Annotated in this window: 15 protein-coding genes; 10 read left to right on the top strand and 5 right to left on the bottom strand. The window is 54.0% G+C overall.

The window, feature by feature from the left end:
* The first annotated feature begins 259 nt into the window (after nt 1–259).
* Complete coding sequence (gene cspD / locus AC3G3F_RS12180) at nt 260–481, top strand: cold shock-like protein CspD (protein ID WP_000447499.1); 222 nt, start codon at nt 260–262, stop codon at nt 479–481.
* 138 nt (nt 482–619) lie between these two features.
* Here the strand turns inward: cspD and macB are convergent, their stop codons facing one another.
* Nucleotides 620–2,566, bottom strand: coding sequence for a macrolide ABC transporter ATP-binding protein/permease MacB (gene macB, locus AC3G3F_RS12175; protein ID WP_023249477.1), 1,947 nt, complete (start codon nt 2,564–2,566; stop codon nt 620–622).
* A complete protein-coding gene (macA, locus tag AC3G3F_RS12170) occupies nt 2,563–3,681 on the bottom strand; it encodes a macrolide transporter subunit MacA (RefSeq protein WP_023249476.1) in 1,119 nt (372 codons plus the stop codon). The genes macB and macA overlap by 4 nt, the downstream gene beginning before the upstream one ends.
* Before the next feature lie 145 nt (nt 3,682–3,826).
* On the opposite strand from macA, the gene AC3G3F_RS12165 reads away from it, so the two are divergent.
* Nucleotides 3,827–4,777 (top strand): VirK/YbjX family protein, encoded by a 951-nt coding sequence (locus AC3G3F_RS12165; protein ID WP_488395058.1) that lies wholly within the window; start codon nt 3,827–3,829, stop codon nt 4,775–4,777.
* Here the strand turns inward: AC3G3F_RS12165 and AC3G3F_RS12160 are convergent.
* Nucleotides 4,774–6,432: an ATP-dependent endonuclease gene (locus tag AC3G3F_RS12160; protein ID WP_023249474.1), complete on the bottom strand. Its 1,659-nt coding sequence runs from the start codon at nt 6,430–6,432 to the stop codon at nt 4,774–4,776. The two genes, AC3G3F_RS12165 and AC3G3F_RS12160, sit on opposite strands and share 4 nt — an antisense overlap.
* Nucleotides 6,433–6,632: 200 nt before the next feature.
* Here AC3G3F_RS12160 and AC3G3F_RS12155 point away from each other — a divergent pair, with 200 nt between their 5' ends.
* The 7 genes from AC3G3F_RS12155 (at nt 6,633) to AC3G3F_RS12125 (ending at nt 15,779) form a co-directional block, all read left to right on the top strand.
* Entirely contained in the window at nt 6,633–7,532 is a 900-nt protein-coding gene (locus tag AC3G3F_RS12155) for a LysO family transporter (protein ID WP_023249473.1), read from the top strand.
* Between the two features lie 143 nt (nt 7,533–7,675).
* Nucleotides 7,676–9,328: a hydroxylamine reductase gene (gene hcp, locus AC3G3F_RS12150; protein ID WP_023249472.1), complete on the top strand. Its 1,653-nt coding sequence runs from the start codon at nt 7,676–7,678 to the stop codon at nt 9,326–9,328.
* Between the two features lie 11 nt (nt 9,329–9,339).
* Nucleotides 9,340–10,308 (top strand): NADH oxidoreductase, encoded by a 969-nt coding sequence (gene hcr, locus AC3G3F_RS12145; protein WP_023249471.1) that lies wholly within the window; start codon nt 9,340–9,342, stop codon nt 10,306–10,308.
* Nucleotides 10,309–10,467: 159 nt separating this feature from the next.
* Nucleotides 10,468–12,186, top strand: a complete 1,719-nt coding sequence (gene poxB, locus AC3G3F_RS12140) for a ubiquinone-dependent pyruvate dehydrogenase (RefSeq protein WP_053510028.1) — start codon at nt 10,468–10,470, stop codon at nt 12,184–12,186.
* A gap of 38 nt (nt 12,187–12,224) precedes the next feature.
* Complete coding sequence (ltaE, locus tag AC3G3F_RS12135; protein WP_053510030.1) at nt 12,225–13,226, top strand: low-specificity L-threonine aldolase; 1,002 nt, start codon at nt 12,225–12,227, stop codon at nt 13,224–13,226.
* 10 nt (nt 13,227–13,236) lie between these two features.
* Nucleotides 13,237–14,670 (top strand): SDR family oxidoreductase, encoded by a 1,434-nt coding sequence (locus AC3G3F_RS12130; protein WP_488395056.1) that lies wholly within the window; start codon nt 13,237–13,239, stop codon nt 14,668–14,670.
* 95 nt (nt 14,671–14,765) lie between these two features.
* Nucleotides 14,766–15,779: an NAD-dependent epimerase/dehydratase family protein gene (locus AC3G3F_RS12125; RefSeq protein ID WP_023249467.1), complete on the top strand. Its 1,014-nt coding sequence runs from the start codon at nt 14,766–14,768 to the stop codon at nt 15,777–15,779.
* On the opposite strand, the gene AC3G3F_RS12120 is transcribed toward AC3G3F_RS12125, so the two are convergent.
* Nucleotides 15,776–16,606 carry an N-acetylmuramoyl-L-alanine amidase gene (locus tag AC3G3F_RS12120; protein WP_023249466.1) on the bottom strand — a complete coding sequence of 277 codons (831 nt, stop codon included), beginning with the start codon at nt 16,604–16,606 and terminating at the stop codon, nt 15,776–15,778. The two genes, AC3G3F_RS12125 and AC3G3F_RS12120, sit on opposite strands and share 4 nt — an antisense overlap.
* Nucleotides 16,603–16,926 (bottom strand): heavy metal-binding domain-containing protein, encoded by a 324-nt coding sequence (locus tag AC3G3F_RS12115; RefSeq protein ID WP_001160725.1) that lies wholly within the window; start codon nt 16,924–16,926, stop codon nt 16,603–16,605. The genes AC3G3F_RS12120 and AC3G3F_RS12115 overlap by 4 nt, the downstream gene beginning before the upstream one ends.
* 127 nt (nt 16,927–17,053) lie before the next feature.
* On the opposite strand from AC3G3F_RS12115, the gene AC3G3F_RS12110 reads away from it, so the two are divergent.
* Nucleotides 17,054–17,569, top strand: coding sequence for a lipoprotein (locus AC3G3F_RS12110; protein ID WP_023246554.1), 516 nt, complete (start codon nt 17,054–17,056; stop codon nt 17,567–17,569).
* Nucleotides 17,570–17,774 lie beyond the last annotated feature (205 nt).

Below are 17,774 nucleotides of genomic sequence, written 5' to 3'. Positions count from 1 at the left end.
ACACAATCAATCTACCTCAATTGATAGATAACTAACATCTATCAGTACCATCCGCGACCTCTGTCACATTCCCGGCAATAGCGTTAACTGCTTCAAATTTTTGATTCATTTTTACCCGTTTCCCCCTGCCTGATGCTTGACGCCTCGCCTGATTTCTCTAAATTGTACTGTCGAGAGTTGGTGAGGTTTTGAACAGCCCCCACTCCGTCACCGGTTCATTCCATCTTACTTATATAAGATTTACGAAGGATGTCGAAGCATGGAAACGGGTACTGTAAAGTGGTTCAACAATGCCAAAGGGTTTGGTTTCATCTGCCCTGAAGGCGGCGGCGAGGATATTTTCGCCCATTACTCCACCATTCAGATGGATGGTTACAGAACGCTTAAAGCCGGGCAGTCTGTCCGGTTTGATGTACACCAGGGGCCAAAAGGCAATCACGCCAGCGTCATCGTGCCCATCGAAGCAGAGGCCGTTGCATAGCTCCTCTGTCTCATTGTGTACATCCAGGAGGCAAAATGCCAGCCCGATCGGCTGGCATTTTTATTTCTGGCTGATAACGCCATTGCCTGAAGGTGACGCTATTGCGTCTTGTCAGACCTACAAATGACGTCAGCAAGATTACTCCCTTGCCAGCGCATCCACCGGGTCCAGTCGCGCCGCGTTTCTCGCCGGTAGCCAGCCAAACAGTATCCCAGTAAACGTCGAACATAAAAACGCGCTCGCCAGCGCAGTCAGTGAAAAACCGATCTCCCAGCCGGGCAGGAAAAACTGTAGCATAAATGCGATTAACATCGACACGCTAATCCCCAGCGCCCCGCCAACCAGACAGACCAGCACCGCTTCAATAAGAAACTGCTGTAGCACATCGCTGGCGCGTGCGCCTACCGCCATACGGATGCCGATTTCACGCGTTCGCTCGGTGACGGAAACCAGCATAATATTCATAACGCCGATGCCGCCGACAACCAGCGAAATGACGGCCACCAGCGTCAGAAATAACTGAAGAGTATAGGTGGTTTTTTCAGCAGTTTTCAGGACGCTGTCCATATTCCAGGTGAAGAAGTCTTTTTTACCGTGACGTAATGTGAGCAGGCGGGTAAGCTGCTGTTCAGCCAGATCGCTATTAACGCCATCCTTCACACGAACGGTGATCGAGTTAAGCCATGACTGACCCATTATGCGATCTGACATCGTGCTGTAGGGCAACCAAACTTGCAACAGATTGCTATTGCCGTACATGGACTGTTTCTCTTTCGCCACGCCAATAACAATAACCGGCATATTACCCACCAGCACCACTTCCCCTACGACATTCGCTTTATTTGGAAATAGCTGGCGTCGCGTGTTGGCATCCAGCACCACCACCTGCGCGCGATCCCGTTGCTGTACCGTATTGAAGGTATTCCCCTCGCTAAAGGACATGCCGTAAACGTTAAAATAATCGCCACTAACGCCATTAGCATTTACGGCAATATCAATATTGCCATAGCGAAGACGTAAGCTCTTTGAAACGCTGGGCGTCGCAGAGTTAACCCACGGCTGTTTCTGAATAGCGACCAGATCATCATATTTCAGCACCTGGCGATACTGTGGGTTGTCGTCACCGAAATCTTTGCCCGGATGAATATCAATCGTGTTAGTGCCCATTGCGCGGATATCCGCCAGCACCATCTGTTTTGCGGCGTCGCCGACCACCACAATCGACACCACCGACGCAATACCGATAATAATTCCCAGCATGGTAAGTAAAGTACGCATTTTATTAGCAGCCATTGCTAACCACGCCATCGCCAGCGCTTCGCGAAAGCTGCTGGCAAATTGACGCCAGCCGGAAGCCATATTAACCGCGGCAGTGGTAACGCCTTGTTCGCGTTTCTTTTCCTGCGCGAGCGGGTTATGGACAATCTTGCCATCGTGAATTTCAATAACGCGCTCAGCCTGGGCGGCAACCAGCGGATCATGCGTCACAATGATCACCGTATGTCCGCGATCGCGCAGTTGGTGCAAAATCGCCATCACCTCTTCGCCGGAGTGACTATCCAGCGCGCCGGTCGGCTCATCCGCCAGAATCACTTGTCCGCCGTTCATCAGCGCGCGGGCAATACTGACACGCTGCTGCTGTCCACCAGAAAGCTGCGAAGGATGATAATCGACGCGATCGCTTAGTCCCAATCGCTGGAGCAACTCCCTGGCGCGTGCCTGTCGTTTTTTGCATTCAATGCCAGCGTAGACGGCAGGGATTTCAACGTTTTGCGCCGCCGTTAAATGCGACAACAGATGGTAGCGCTGAAAGATAAAGCCAAAATGCTCACGCCGCAGCTGCGCCAGCGCGTCCGGGTCCAGAGTCGAGACGTCCTGCCCCGCCACCCGATAAGTGCCGCTGGTCGGTTTATCCAGGCACCCAAGGATATTCATCAGCGTTGATTTTCCAGAACCGGAAACGCCGACAATCGCCACCATCTCCCCGGCGTGGATTTGCAGGGAGATATCTTTCAACACCGCCACCTGCTCTTCTCCGGAGGGGTAGCTGCGGCTCACATTGCACAGTTCAAGCAATGCCGTCATGGCGTCGCTCCCGGCCTGTCCTCGCCGATGATCACTTCATCGCCCGCTTCCAGACCTTTAACCACTTCTACGTCTGTATCATTACGCTCGCCAATGACGACTTCACGCTCACGTTTTTCGCCGTTACGCAACAGCGCCACTTTATAACGATTGTCGCCCACCGGTTCGCCAAGCGCGGCGAGGGGAATAATCAGCACATTTTTTACATCCATGAGTTGAATATAAACCTGCGCGGTCATATCAAGACGCAAAATTCTTTTGGGGTTCGGGACTTCAAACCGGGCGTAATAAAAAATAGCGTCGTTGATCTTTTCCGGCGTCGGCAGAATATCTTTTAAAACGCCTTCATAGCGCGTTTGCGGATCGCCTGCAATGGTGAACCATGCTTTCTGCCCCGCTCGAAGGTGGATCACGTCCGCTTCTGAGACCTGCGCTTTTACCAACATGGTGCTCATATCCGCCAGCGTCAGAATATTAGGCGCCTGCTGAGCTGCAATCACCGTTTGTCCTTGCAGGGTAGTGATTTGCGTCACTTCCCCCGCCATCGGGGCAACAATACGGGTATATTCCAGGTTGGTTTTCGCGGTGTCCAAAGAGGCCCGATTACGTTTGATCTGGGCATCAATGGTGCCAATACGCGCCTGTTTAACCGCCATCTCCGTCGCGGCGGTATCCAGATCCTGTTGCGATACCGCCTGAGTCTTAGCTAACTGCTGCTGGCGCGTCAGCGTAACCCGCGCTAGTTTTAACTCAGCGGCCGCCTGCTGACGCTCCGCGTTCAGCTCCATCAGGGTGGCCTCGACCTCTTTTATCTGGTTCTCCGCCTGCTCGGGATCAATCACGCCGAGTAGCTGATCCTTTTTAACGTTATCGCCAATAGAGACCAACAGCGTTTTCAACTGGCCGCTCACCTGCGCGCCGACATCCACTTTACGCAACGCGTCCAGTTTTCCAGTCGCCAGTACACTCTGTTCAAGATCGCCTGGCCGCACGATTAATGTCTGATAAGTTGGCAGCGGCGCATTTAGCATTCGCCAGCCAGCTATCCCCCCTACTAAAAGAATTAAAATAATGACCAGATAACGCTTTTTAAATTTCTTTCCCTTAGCACGCATAGAAATCCTGACGGCAAAATTTTAACCAGAAAGTAAACCGAATCTAAACAAACCTAACGTAATAAAGATAACGCCGGCCGTATTGACGATTGGTTAATGTTTCCTGTGGTTCAATCTCGACAATCTTATGTCGCGGATTACGATCATGACACAGCTTACAGATAATACCTGGTACAATTCAGATTACATCTCTCCTTTACAATTATTTATTCGTCTGACGCGCGGGCAATTACAGCCAGGAAAATTCTGGCGTAAAGCCAGCTTTCGTCGCAAGTTTTTAATCCGCTCATTAGTCATGCCGCGTGCGACCAGCCAATTACTGACGAATCTTACCCAGTGGCCGGAGTTAAATACTTTACTTGCTCGTCAGCCGCGTTTGCCTATTCGGCTACATCGTCCTTATATGGCTGTAAATATTAAACGCGATTTCGCCTTAGATGCTCTGTGTTTTCATTATCAACAGATGCGCCAGCTTTTATCGCGGGAACAACAAGTTAGCTATTTAAGTCAGTATGGCCTGAATCTTGCTAAATTTGAAACTAAAACCGGCGAGTTGTTTCAACTTGATTTAGTCAGTCTGGTCTCACTGGATAAAGAAGGTGAAAGCACCATTGTTGTTCGCGACGCACAGTTACGTATTCTGGCAGAGATCACATTTACCCTGTGTCGCTTTAATCAACAACGCACACTATTTATCGGCGGATTACAGGGCGCGGCAAACGACGTCCCTCACGATGTTATCCAGCAGGCGACCAAAGCCTGCCATGGTCTTTTTCCTAAACGCATCGTGATGGAGGCTCTCTGTCAGTTTGCGCAAGTCTTTCAGGCAGAGCAGATTATAGCCGTGAGTAACGATGCGCACGTTTACCGTAGCTGGCGATACATGGATAAAAAGACGCAAATGCATGCCGACTATGACGCGTTTTGGGAATCGTTAGGCGGTGAACGGATTAAAGGGAATTACTATGCACTACCGCTGGCGATCGCCCGAAAAAGCGAAGCGGAGATCGCCAGTAAAAAACGGGCCGAGTATCGTCGTCGCTATGCTTTACTCGATAGTATCGTCGAACAGGTTCCGGCCATATTCAAACGCTAATCCGCCCGGCCTCGCGCCAGCCAAACCACGCGCGAAAACATCTTTTTGAACAGCGGCGGCACGGCGTCAATTCCCCGCCGCCCGGCTTCCATCGCGACTTCAATCGCCAAATCCGGCTTTGACGAGCGATGGATAGCTTTAGTGATAATTTTTCGGGTATTCATCGGCACATTAGGCGGTAGCTGCGCAACCCGGTGAAAAACATCGGCAAAGCCCTGGCGGTACATAAAATGCTCCATATCCAGCGCAGGCAGCGCGGTGAGATGCTCGCGCTCTTCTTCCCGATCGTTATTGAGCAGGCTGCGGACCGTCGCGGCATATTTTTTCCCCGCTTCGTCGCCATCCACCAGGACATGCCACTCGATTCCCATACGACGGGCAAACTTCACCAGCGGTTTCAGACCGGACTGAGCAAACTCAATGACTTTAATGCCTTCCGCATCAAAATGATGTCCACACTGGCGCGCCAGTTCATTAATAACCCAGGTCTCCGTCTCGCCTTCCACCAGCAGCCAGCAACGCGCAAACAGCGACGACGCGCGATTAAAGCGGATATGAAAGGCGATGCGCCGTCCATCTTCTGCGCTTAATCCCCCCGGGCCCAGGCGCCAGGCGGCGACACGGGAAGATTCGCGCACCAGCCGTACGACATGCTCCACCGGCGTTAGCGAGAGCAGTTCGCCTGAGTTGGTTGTCGCTATCCGCTGTAGCGGTAACAGATTGAGCAATTGCCAGGCGACCGAGAGCATAATGGGATGTAAACGGGTTTCCGGATCTTCCACCAGCAATAACGGTCGCGCGTCTTTATGTAACCGCAGTGTCCCCTTCGCCTGTAACAACGTGGAGAAAAGCCCCAGCAGGATCACCCGATGCGACCGACTGCCCGGTTTGTCGATCATCCGATTAATAATATCCAGATAGCGCCAGCTACGCTGTTCATTTTGCGAACGCCGGCGCATGAGTCGGTGACGGGCCTGTCCTGCGCCCTGCTCTGAAAAATAGTGTTCAAGCAGTTGCACCATCGCGGACAGTCCCTGACGAATCTGTCCATCGGTTAAATTTTGCGGCCGGGTCGCCAGCTCACGCGCCAGAAAATCCAGTTGCCGGGCCGTGACTTCAACATCCGGCACATTGGGCACCGTACCGTTGCGAATACGTCGCATAAAACGCGCATCGCGTAAGCGTAGCACTGGCATCAGACGAACCAGGTGGCGTACCTGATTGTTAATATTTTCAACCGGCAATGGCTGCCCATCGCTATTGAGAAAACTGCGCAGCGTCATCACGCTGCCATCGGCGCCGCATTCGCCCTCAAGCCGATAAAAAATACGATGAAAATCATCCTGGCAAGGCGACCAGCATGCTTCCAGCGCCCGATAACGACGTACCCGATGCCGCCCTGGCTGCGTTTCGCGAAAAGTCAGAATAATATGCAGGTGATGCTCGCGTCCTTTTATGTCGCCAGGCGGAAACCAGAAATCCTCACGGACAAAATGGTAGAGATCGAGTTCCGGAGACAGTAACAGAGTCAGCGCATCCAGCAGGCTGGATTTGCCCCAGGCGTTCTCCCCAATCAGCACGTTGTTTTGCTCCAGCATCAACGACAGCCGGTTGATACCGCGAAATCCTACTATTTCAACGCGTTCGAGAATCATACTTCCTCCAGAAAAGCGTCACCACTCCATTAAACTCACCGCAGTATAACGGCAAATGCTTCCGCCTGGCGTGATATTCCCCCCTTTGCCCGGGGCAACTGTCTGATAAATGTACGGCTGACGGTGTCGCTTTACTGATAGTCTGGAATTCGGTAGTGTCATGTACGCTACTCAAACAATAAAAAAGGGCCCGGCTGTTCATGTTTTCAGGACTTTTAATCATTCTGGTTCCACTGATTGTGGGCTATCTCATTCCACTGCGACATAAAGCTGCATTACAACTCATTAATCGACTACTGAGCTGGATCGTGTACCTTATTCTCTTTTTTATGGGAATAAGCCTGGCGTTTTTGGATAACCTCGCCAGTAATCTGGTCGCGATTTTTCATTATTCCGCCGTCAGTATTACCATCATTTTATTGTGCAATATCGCCGCATTATTCTGGCTGGATCGTACCCTCCCGTGGCGTCACCATCATCAGCAGGAAAAACTGCCTTCGCGTATTGCCATGGCGCTGGAGTCGCTGCAACTGTGCGGCGTGGTGGTATTGGGATTTGTTATCGGCCTGAGCGGACTCTCTGTTTTACAACACGCCACGGAAGCCAGTGAATATACGCTGATCTTTTTATTGTTCCTGGTGGGGATTCAGCTACGAAATAGCGGCATGACCTTAAAGCAAATTGTGCTTAACCGCCGGGGAATGATTGTCGCGGTCGTTGTCGTGGCAAGTTCATTACTGGGCGGCGTGATTAATGCGTTTATCCTCGACTTACCGCTAAAAACCGCTCTGGCGATGGCGTCAGGTTTCGGCTGGTACTCTCTTTCCGGTATTTTGCTGACGGAGTCGTTTGGACCGGTTATTGGTAGCGCGGCATTTTTTAACGATCTGGCCCGCGAACTTTTGGCCATTATGCTTATTCCCGGTCTGGTTCGCCGCAGCCGTTCAACGGCGTTGGGCCTGTGCGGAGCAACCTCAATGGACTTTACGTTGCCGGTATTACAGCGCTCCGGCGGCGTAGAGATTGTTCCGGCGGCCATCGTTCATGGCTTTATCCTCAGCCTGCTGGTACCACTCTTAATGGCGTTCTTCTCGGCCTGATACCTCTCTGGCGGTAGGCATCTGCCGCCAAAATTGCGCTAAATCAATCTCCCTGCAAATTATGGCAGAAATCCCTTTTATCCCTTTGTTCACAGGCATAACCTTAAACATGTATATTAAATATAACTTTAAAGGGTGTGACCATGTTTTGTGTGCAATGTGAACAAACCATCCGTACGCCAGCCGGAAACGGCTGCTCCTACGCGCAGGGAATGTGCGGTAAAACGGCTGAAACGTCCGATCTGCAGGATCTGCTGATTGCGGCCTTGCAGGGTTTGTCTGCCTGGGCGGCGAAAGCCCGTGAATATGGCATCATTAATCACGACGTTGATAGCTTTGCACCGCGCGCGTTTTTCTCCACGCTGACCAACGTTAACTTCGACTCTCCGCGTATCGTCGGCTACGCCCGTGACGCTATCGCCATGCGTGAAGCATTGAAAGCCCAGTGCCTGAGCGTGGATGCCAATGCGTATTGCGATAATCCGATGGCTAATCTGCAACTGGTTAGCGACGATCTGGGCGAGCTGCAACGTCAGGCGGTAGAATTTACCCCGAATAAAGATAAAGCCGCCATTGGTGAGAACATCCTCGGCCTGCGTCTGCTGTGCCTGTACGGTCTGAAAGGCGCGGCGGCTTACATGGAGCACGCGCACGTTCTTGGGAAGTCAGACAACGATATCTACACCCAGTACCACAAAATCATGGCCTGGCTAGGCACCTGGCCTGCCGACATGAACGCGCTGCTGGAGTGCGCAATGGAAATCGGTCAGATGAACTTTAAAGTGATGAGCATTCTGGATGCCGGTGAAACCAGCAAATATGGACACCCGACGCCAACTCAGGTCAACGTCAAAGCGACTGAAGGCAAGTGCATTCTGATCTCCGGTCACGATCTGAAAGATCTCTACAACCTGCTGGAGCAGACCGAAGGCACCGGCGTTAACGTCTACACTCACGGTGAAATGCTGCCCGCACATGGCTATCCGGAATTGCGTAAATTCAAGCATCTGATCGGTAACTACGGCAGCGGCTGGCAGAATCAGCAGGTCGAGTTCGCCCGCTTCCCTGGCCCAATCGTGATGACCTCGAACTGCATTATCGACCCGACCGTGGGCAGCTATGACGACCGTATCTGGACCCGTAGCATCGTCGGCTGGCCGGGCGTTAGCCATCTTGAAGGCGACGACTTCGGGCCGGTAATCGCCCAGGCGCAGCAGATGGCGGGCTTCCCGTATAGCGAAATCCCGCATCTCATCACCGTCGGTTTTGGCCGTCAGACCCTGCTCGGCGCTGCCGATACGCTGATCGATCTGGTCAGTCGTAAAAAACTGCACCACATCTTTCTGGTCGGCGGCTGTGACGGCGCGCGCGGCGAGCGCAACTACTTTACCGATTTCGCCACCAGCGTACCGGATGACTGCCTGATCCTGACTCTCGCGTGCGGTAAATACCGTTTCAACAAACTGGAGTTTGGCGACATCGAAGGGCTGCCGCGTTTGGTCGATGCCGGTCAGTGTAACGATGCTTACTCCGCGATTATCCTGGCGGTGACGCTGGCGGAAAAACTGGGCTGCGGCGTAAACGATCTGCCGCTATCACTGGTGCTCTCATGGTTTGAGCAGAAAGCGATCGTTATTCTGCTGACGCTGCTGTCATTAGGCGTGAAAAATATTGTCACCGGTCCGACCGCGCCGGGCTTCTTCACGCCGGATCTGCTGGCTATCCTCAACGAGAAGTTCGGTCTGCGTTCCGTGACCACCGTTGAAGAAGACATGAAGCAATTGCTGAGCGCGTAAGGAGGTCAATGATGACGATGCCAGCCTCACAATGTCCCTGGCGAATGCAGGTGCATCACATCCGCCAGGAGACACCAGATGTATGGACGATTGCGCTATTATGCCATGACTACTACCCTTACCGCGCCGGGCAGTATGCGCTGGTGAGCGTACGTAACTCAGCGGAAACGCTGCGCGCCTACACCCTTTCATCTACGCCGGGTGTCAGTGAATATATTACGCTGACCGTTCGTCGGATTAAAGATGGCACGGGTTCACAGTGGTTGACCCATGACATCAAGCGCGGTGATTACATCTGGCTGTCTGATGCAATGGGCGATTTTACCTGTGACGATAAAACAGAAGATAAGTTTCTGCTACTCGCCGCCGGTTGTGGCGTGACGCCAATCATGTCGATGCGTCGCTGGCTGGCGAAATACCGCCCGCAGGCCGACGTACAGGTCATTTTTAACGTCCGCTCGCCGGAAGATGTGATTTTCGCCGACGAGTGGCGGCAGTACCCGGTCACGCTAGTGGCGGAAAATCATGCCACGGAAGGTTTTGTTGCGGGCCGTCTGACCACGGAATTGTTACAGCGCGTACCGGATTTGGCGTCGCGCACCATCATGACCTGCGGCCCGGCGCCCTATATGGATTTCGTCGAACAGGAAGTGAAAGCACTTGGCCTAACGCGCTTCTTTAAAGAGAAGTTCTTCACTCCGGTGGCGGAAACAGCAACCAGCGGCCTGAAATTCACCAAACTACAGCCAGCGCAGGAATTTTATGCCCCGGTCGGTACTACGCTGTTGGAGGCGCTGGAGAGTAATAAAGTACCGGTTGCCGCTGCCTGCCGGGCAGGCGTTTGCGGCTGCTGTAAAACCAAAGTCGTTTCCGGCGACTATACGGTGAGCAGCACCATGACGCTGAGCGAGGCGGAGATCGCCGAAGGTTACGTACTGGCCTGCTCCTGCCATCCGCAGGGCGATCTTGTTCTCGCATAATCGGTAAACGTTCCATCATAGGCCCGGTAAGCGTTAGCGCCACCGGGCGATTTGCCGCTCGCTTCATCCTTTCGCTCCTCTCTCTCCGCCAAAGAAAAACGTCATCGCCATCTTCAACTAAACTTGTAACCGTTATCACATTTAAGGAGATGGAAAACCATGAAACAAACCGTTGCAGCTTTTATCGCCAAAACGCTGGAACAGGCTGGCGTAAAACGAATCTGGGGCGTCACTGGCGACTCCCTGAACGGCCTGAGCGATAGTCTTAATCGTATGGGAACCATTGAATGGATGCCAACCCGCCACGAAGAGGTCGCCGCTTTCGCCGCCGGCGCGGAAGCGCAGCTTACCGGCGAGCTGGCGGTATGCGCCGGCTCATGCGGCCCCGGCAACCTGCACCTGATCAATGGCCTGTTTGACTGCCACCGTAACCACGTCCCTGTTCTGGCGATCGCCGCCCATATTCCGTCCAGTGAAATCGGCAGTGGTTATTTCCAGGAGACCCACCCGCAGGAGTTGTTCCGTGAATGCAGCCACTATTGCGAGTTGGTTTCCAGCCCGGAGCAGATCCCGCAGGTACTCGCCATCGCCATGCGCAAAGCGGTGCTAAACCGCGGCGTCTCCGTGGTGGTACTTCCGGGCGACGTGGCGCTAAAACCCGCGCCTGAAAACGCCGTCACCCACTGGTATCATGCCCCGCACCCCCTCGTCACGCCGGCGGAGGAAGAGCTGAAAAAACTGGCGCAACTGCTGCGCTACTCCAGCAATATCGCATTGATGTGCGGTAGCGGCTGCGCGGGCGCGCATGAGGAGTTGGTCGAGTTTGCGGCAAAACTAAAAGCGCCAATCATTCATGCCCTGCGTGGCAAAGAGTACGTTGAGTATGATAACCCTTATGATGTGGGAATGACGGGCCTGATTGGCTTCTCTTCTGGCTTCCACACCATGATGAACGCCGATACGCTCATCCTGCTCGGCACCCAGTTTCCCTATCGCGCCTTTTATCCGAGCGATGCCAAAATCATTCAGATTGACATCAACCCAGGCAGTATTGGCGCCCATAGCAAAGTCGACATGGCGCTGGTGGGCGATATTAAAGCCACGCTTCACGCTCTGCTGCCGCTGGTGGAAGAAAAAAGCGATCGTAAATTCCTCGATAAAGCTCTGGAGCACTATCGGGACGCCCGTAAGGGGCTGGATGACTTAGCCAAACTCAGCGATAAAGCCATCCACCCGCAATATCTGGCGCAACAAATTAGCCATTTCGCCGCTGACGACGCCATTTTTACCTGCGATGTCGGTACGCCGACCGTCTGGGCGGCCCGCTATCTAAAAATGAACGGCAAGCGCCGCCTGCTGGGCTCGTTTAACCACGGGTCAATGGCCAACGCCATGCCGCAAGCGCTCGGCGCTCAGGCCACCGCGCCTGGCCGTCAGGTTATCGCGATGTGTGGCGATGGCGGCTTCAGTATGCTGATGGGCGATTTTCTCTCGGTGGTACAGATGAAGCTGCCGGTAAAAATCGTGGTCTTTAATAACAGCGTGCTGGGCTTTGTGGCGATGGAAATGAAAGCCGGCGGCTACCTTACCGACGGTACGGAACTGCACGACACCAATTTCGCGCGTATCGCCGAAGCCTGCGGCATTACCGGTATTCGCGTGGAAAAAGCCGCAGACGTGGACGGAGCGCTACAGCGCGCGTTTTCCATCGACGGCCCGGTACTGGTTGACGTGGTCGTGGCAAAAGAAGAGCTGGCGATCCCGCCACAGATCAAACTGGAACAAGCTAAAGGATTTAGCCTGTACATGCTACGCGCCATTATTAGCGGCCGCGGCGATGAAGTGATCGAACTGGCGAAAACGAACTGGCTAAGGTAAAACAGTGCACATCACCTTTTAAAATCCAGGGATGTGCCATGATTGATTTACGCAGTGATACCGTTACCCGACCGGGCCGCGCCATGCTTGAGGCTATGATGGCCGCCCCGGTCGGGGACGACGTATACGGCGATGACCCTACCGTTAACGACCTTCAGCACTATGCTGCCGACCTTTCCGGCAAAGAAGCGGCGCTTTTTTTACCCACCGGCACCCAGGCCAATCTGGTCGCTCTGCTTAGCCATTGTGAACGCGGCGAAGAGTATATCGTCGGTCAGGGCGCGCATAATTATCTCTATGAAGCTGGCGGCGCTGCGGTACTCGGCAGCATTCAGCCGCAACCCATCGATGCCGCCGCAGACGGCACGCTGCCGCTGGAGACCGTGGCGGCGAAGATTAAAGCGGATGACATCCACTTCGCGCGCACGCGCTTGCTCAGTCTGGAAAATACGCATAATGGGAAAGTGCTGCCGCGTGCGTATCTGAAAGACGCCTGGACGTTTACCCGTGAACGTGGGCTGGCACTGCACGTTGACGGCGCCCGAATTTTTAACGCGGTGGTCGCCTACGGCTGTGAGCTAAAAGAGATTACGCAGTACTGCGACTCTTTTACCATCTGCCTGTCAAAAGGTCTCGGGACGCCGGTCGGTTCGCTGCTGGTCGGCAACCGCGACTACATTAAACGCGCGACGCGCTGGCGTAAAATGGTCGGCGGCGGAATGCGTCAGGCAGGGATTCTGGCAGCGGCCGGACTGTATGCGCTAAAGCATAACGTAACGCGCCTGCAAGAGGATCATGATAACGCCGCCTGGCTGGCGCAGCAGCTTCGCGAAGCGGGCGCGGAGGTCATGCGCCACGAAACGAATATGCTATTTGTTCGCGTTGGCGAAGCACAAGCCGCCGCGCTTGGCGACTATTTGCGGGAACGGAATATCCTGATTAACGCCGCGCCGATTGTGCGTCTGGTAACGCATCTGGATGTCTCTCGCGAGCAGCTTGTCAACGTCGTCGCCCACTGGCGCGCCTTTTTAGCCCGCTAAGGAGAGCAACGTGGCGCAACGCATTCTGGTTCTCGGCGCCAGCGGCTATATCGGCCAGCACCTGGTCTTTGCGCTAAGTCAGCAAGGGCATCAGGTGCGGGCAGCGGCGCGGCGCGTCGAACGTCTGGAAAAACAGCGCCTTGCCAACGTCAGTTGTCATAAGGTCGATCTGCACTGGCCGGAGAATTTACCCGCGCTGCTTCGCGACATTGATACCGTTTACTATCTGGTACACGGCATGGGGGAAGGCGGCGATTTTATCGCCCATGAGCGCCAGGCGGCGCTCAATGTGCGCGACGCGCTGCGCCAGATGCCGGTTAAACAACTTATTTTCCTCAGTTCATTGCAGGCACCGGAGCATGAGCAATCCGATCACCTGCGCGCCCGCCAGCTTACGGCTGACACGCTGCGCGACGCGGGCGTACCGGTGACGGAATTACGCGCCGGGATCATCGTCGGTGCAGGCTCCGCCGCCTTCGAAGTCATGCGTGACATGGTTTACAACCTGCCAATACTCACGCCGCCACGCTGGGTGCGTTCGCGCACCACGCCTATCGCCCTGGAAAATTTACTCAACTACCTGGTCGGCTTACTGGACCATCCCTCGTGCGAGCACCGCATTCTGGAAGCCGCCGGGCCGCAGGTATTAAGCTATCAGCAGCAGTTTGAACGTTTTATGGCGGTCAGCGGTAAACGGCGTCCGCTGATCCCGGTTCCTTTTCCGACCCGCTGGATTTCGGTCTGGTTTTTAAACGTCATTACCTCCGTGCCGCCGACTACCGCAAAAGCGTTAATCCAGGGGTTAAGGTACGATTTGCTGGCCGATGACGCCGCGTTAAAAACGTTGATCCCCCAAACGCTTATCACCTTTGACGACGCTGTTCGCCGCACGCTGAAAGAAGAAGAAAAACTGGTGAACTCCAGCGACTGGGGCTACGACGCGCTGGCCTTCGCCCGCTGGCGTCCCGAATACGGCTATTTTCCAAAGCAGGCGGGCTTTACCGCGCAGACTCCGGCCAGCCTATCGGCGCTGTGGCAGGTCGTAAACCGGCTGGGCGGCAAAGAGGGCTATTTTTTCGGCAATATTTTGTGGAAGACGCGCGCCGCGATGGACCGTCTGGTGGGGCATAAACTGGCGAAAGGCCGCCCGTCGCATCCCTTTCTCAAGCCTGGCGATACGGTAGATAGCTGGAAAGTGATCATTGTCGAACCAGAAAAACAGCTCACGCTCTTGTTTGGCATGAAAGCGCCGGGTCTGGGGCGGCTTAGCTTCACGCTGCACGATAAAGGCCGCTATCGCGAAATTGACGTGCGCGCCTGGTGGCATCCACACGGAATGCCGGGCCTGATTTACTGGCTACTGATGATCCCGGCGCACCTGTTTATTTTCCGGGGAATGGCAAAGCGTATTGCCAGACTTGCAGAACAAATCACAGAAAAATGAGAAAAACTTGCTGTATTCTTTCATGTTTCCCATTGCATACAGACGTAATTCACGGAAGAATGCGCACGACGGTTTATTAAACACAGTGGATTGATATGAAGGTACTGGTTACCGGCGCCACCAGCGGCTTAGGTCGAAACGCGGTTGAATTTTTGCGCAATAAAGGCATCAGCGTCAGAGCGACGGGTCGCAATGAAGCGATGGGTAAGTTGCTTGAAAAAATGGGCGCGGAATTCGTCCATGCGGACTTAACCGAACTGGTCTCCTCACAGGCTAAGGTGATGCTCGCCGGAATCGACACGTTGTGGCACTGCTCCAGCTTTACCTCGCCCTGGGGAACCCAACAAGCTTTCGATCTGGCGAATGTTCGCGCCACTCGCCGTCTGGGTGAATGGGCAGTCGCCTGGGGTGTGCGTAATTTTATTCATATCTCCTCTCCCTCGCTCTATTTTGATTACCACCATCACCGTGATATCAAAGAAGATTTCCGTCCACATCGGTTTGCTAATGAGTTCGCCCGCAGCAAAGCCGCCGGCGAAGAGGTGATTAATCTGCTGGCGCAGGCCAATCCGCAAACACGTTTTACGGTATTGCGTCCGCAAAGCCTGTTTGGCCCGCACGATAAAGTATTTATCCCGCGTCTGGCGCATATGATGCACCATTACGGTAGCGTCTTATTACCGCACGGGGGCAGCGCGCTGGTCGATATGACCTATTATGAAAATGCGATCCACGCCATGTGGCTGGCCAGCCTGCCGGGTTGCGATCATCTGCCTTCTGGCCGCGCTTATAACATCACTAACGGTGAAAATCGCACCTTACGCAGCATCGTACAAAAGTTAATTGATGAACTCACTATCGACTGCCGCATTCGCTCTGTGCCTTACCCGATGCTGGATATGATCGCCCGCAGTATGGAGCGCTTCGGCAAAAAATCCGCCAAAGAGCCCCCGCTAACGCATTATGGCGTGTCAAAACTGAATTTTGACTTTACGCTCGATACGACTCGCGCGCAGGACGAACTGGGCTACCAGCCCATCGTCACGCTGGACGAAGGCATTGAGCGCACCGCCGCCTGGCTGCGCGATCACGGAAATTTACCGCGTTAATCCTGGCCGTACTTCTCCAGTAATGCTTCGGCAATCGCCTGCGTTTCGGCATCTGCGATACCGTTCCATTGCGCCGGACGGAAGTGCATCTGGAACGCCATAATCACCCGTTGCTGCTCGCGCGCCGTCATATCGGCTTTGACTTCATAGCCATAGCGCGAGAGTAACGCAAGCATCGTTGCGGTATCGACTGGCGTATACGGCGCGCGTCCGGCCAGATAAAACGCCACACGCTGGGCGTCAGGCCAGGCGCCAATACCCTGCGCCGCCAACTCGCGCCACGGGAAGCGCGGGCCGGGATCATCTTTACGCTGCGGCGCGATATCCGCATGGGCCACCACGTTCTGCGGCTTGATGTCATAGCGCGCGATAATGTCCTTCGCTAACGGAATTAATGCCTGAATTTGCGCGGATTCAAACGGCGCGAAAGATTTCACCCCGCCGGACATTCGCCAGCCGCGATTTTCCAGCTCAATGCCAATAGACGTATCATTGAGACGCGTGGCGCCTCGCCAGAAACTGACGCCCGCATGCCAGGCCTGATCCTGTTCCGGCACCAGTTGCCAGATGCGCGGTTTACCGCCATATAATGGCGGGATCGCGGGAATCAGGTAATGCGAACTAACGTTGCGACCCGTTAACGTCGCCAGCGAAACGTCAAAGTTTTCCGCCGTATAGTGAATAACCAGGACTTTAATGCGCGGATAAGCCGCCTGCGCCCGATGTCGGGTATCAAGCTGATATCCGCCTTTGTCGATAATCCCTTTTTCGCTCGCGCAACCCGTTAGGAGCAACGCGAGACTGACCAGCCACAGTAGCGCTTTCATCGGCGCGTTTTCACCGCCGTTCCGCTGACGCTGACCATGAGCATACTGCCATCCTTGCCGACGGTTTCGTAATCAATATCAATGCCCACAACGGCATCGGCGCCCAACGCTTTAGCCTGCTCGCCAAGTTCCTGAAAAGCGATTTCACGCGCTTTACGCAGCTCTTTCTCATACGCGCCGGAACGTCCGCCGACGATATCCCGAATGCCGGCGAAAAAATCGCGGAAAATATTAGCGCCTAAAATGGCTTCGCCCGTCACCACACCGCAATACTCTACGATGCTTTGTCCTTCCAGCGTTGGGGTAGTTGAAAACTGCATAGTGAATCTCCCGGGTTAGCTAAGCACACGATCTCAAACGCATTATCAAGCTGATACGCTATCATTGAAAGGATATAATTGATTATCGTAGATCGGTTTTTGCTCGATCGCCTATAAGGAAATCATCATGCGCTATTCTAAACTCTCTTTGCTCATCCCGTGCGCGCTTCTGCTTAGCGCCTGTACGACCGTCACTCCCGCCTACAAAGATAATGGCCCGCGTATCGGCGCGTGTGTAGAAGGTGGCCCGGACAGCGTGGCTCAACAATTTTACGACTACCGTATTCAACACCACAGCAACGATATCACCGCGCTTCGCCCTTACTTGAGCGATAACCTGGCGAAATTGTTGACCGACGCCAGCCGCGATACGGAACACCGTCAGTTGATGAGCAGCGATCCGTTCTCCAGCCGCGCTACGCTGCCGGATAGCGCCAACGTCGCCAGCGCATCAACCATTCCGAACCGAGATGCGCGCAATATTCCTCTGCGGGTGGCGTTAAAACAGGGCGATCAAAGCTGGCAAGATGAAGTGCTTATGATTCACGAAGGCTCATGCTGGGTGATTGACGACGTTCGCTATCTGGGCGGAAATGTCCATGCCCCTGCCGGTACGCTACGCCAGTCGATAGAAAACCGTTAACAGACAGTATTCCCCGCTTTTGCACTCATAACCCCCGTAAATTGTCTGGCATTCTGCACGGAATGCCGACAATTCTTCTTACCGTCTATCCCTCCTGCTATTTTGTGCTATGTTTAGGGAAGAATGTGGGATATATTTAACTTTTAACGCATAAATATTGCATAACTATTCTGTCAAAGGTACTATCTGCGGCTTCAATAGCTAT

This window comes from Salmonella sp. FC25216, from assembly GCF_057751355.1.
Note: the sequence above shows the minus strand (reverse complement) of the source record. Positions and strands in the feature narration are given on the sequence as shown.

Bases quoted from the DNA above. Each gene is read 5' to 3' on its own strand.
- cspD (WP_000447499.1), top strand. From the start codon at position 260: ATGGAAACGGGTACTGTAAAGTGGTTCAACAATGCCAAAGGGTTTGGT.
- macB (WP_023249477.1), bottom strand. From the start codon at position 2,566: ATGACGGCATTGCTTGAACTGTGCAATGTGAGCCGCAGCTACCCCTCC.
- macA (WP_023249476.1), bottom strand. From the start codon at position 3,681: ATGCGTGCTAAGGGAAAGAAATTTAAAAAGCGTTATCTGGTCATTATT.
- AC3G3F_RS12165 (WP_488395058.1), top strand. From the start codon at position 3,827: ATGACACAGCTTACAGATAATACCTGGTACAATTCAGATTACATCTCT.
- AC3G3F_RS12160 (WP_023249474.1), bottom strand. From the start codon at position 6,432: ATGATTCTCGAACGCGTTGAAATAGTAGGATTTCGCGGTATCAACCGG.
- AC3G3F_RS12155 (WP_023249473.1), top strand. From the start codon at position 6,633: ATGTTTTCAGGACTTTTAATCATTCTGGTTCCACTGATTGTGGGCTAT.
- hcp (WP_023249472.1), top strand. From the start codon at position 7,676: ATGTTTTGTGTGCAATGTGAACAAACCATCCGTACGCCAGCCGGAAAC.
- hcr (WP_023249471.1), top strand. From the start codon at position 9,340: ATGACGATGCCAGCCTCACAATGTCCCTGGCGAATGCAGGTGCATCAC.
- poxB (WP_053510028.1), top strand. From the start codon at position 10,468: ATGAAACAAACCGTTGCAGCTTTTATCGCCAAAACGCTGGAACAGGCT.
- ltaE (WP_053510030.1), top strand. From the start codon at position 12,225: ATGATTGATTTACGCAGTGATACCGTTACCCGACCGGGCCGCGCCATG.
- AC3G3F_RS12125 (WP_023249467.1), top strand. From the start codon at position 14,766: ATGAAGGTACTGGTTACCGGCGCCACCAGCGGCTTAGGTCGAAACGCG.
- AC3G3F_RS12120 (WP_023249466.1), bottom strand. From the start codon at position 16,606: ATGAAAGCGCTACTGTGGCTGGTCAGTCTCGCGTTGCTCCTAACGGGT.
- AC3G3F_RS12115 (WP_001160725.1), bottom strand. From the start codon at position 16,926: ATGCAGTTTTCAACTACCCCAACGCTGGAAGGACAAAGCATCGTAGAG.
- AC3G3F_RS12110 (WP_023246554.1), top strand. From the start codon at position 17,054: ATGCGCTATTCTAAACTCTCTTTGCTCATCCCGTGCGCGCTTCTGCTT.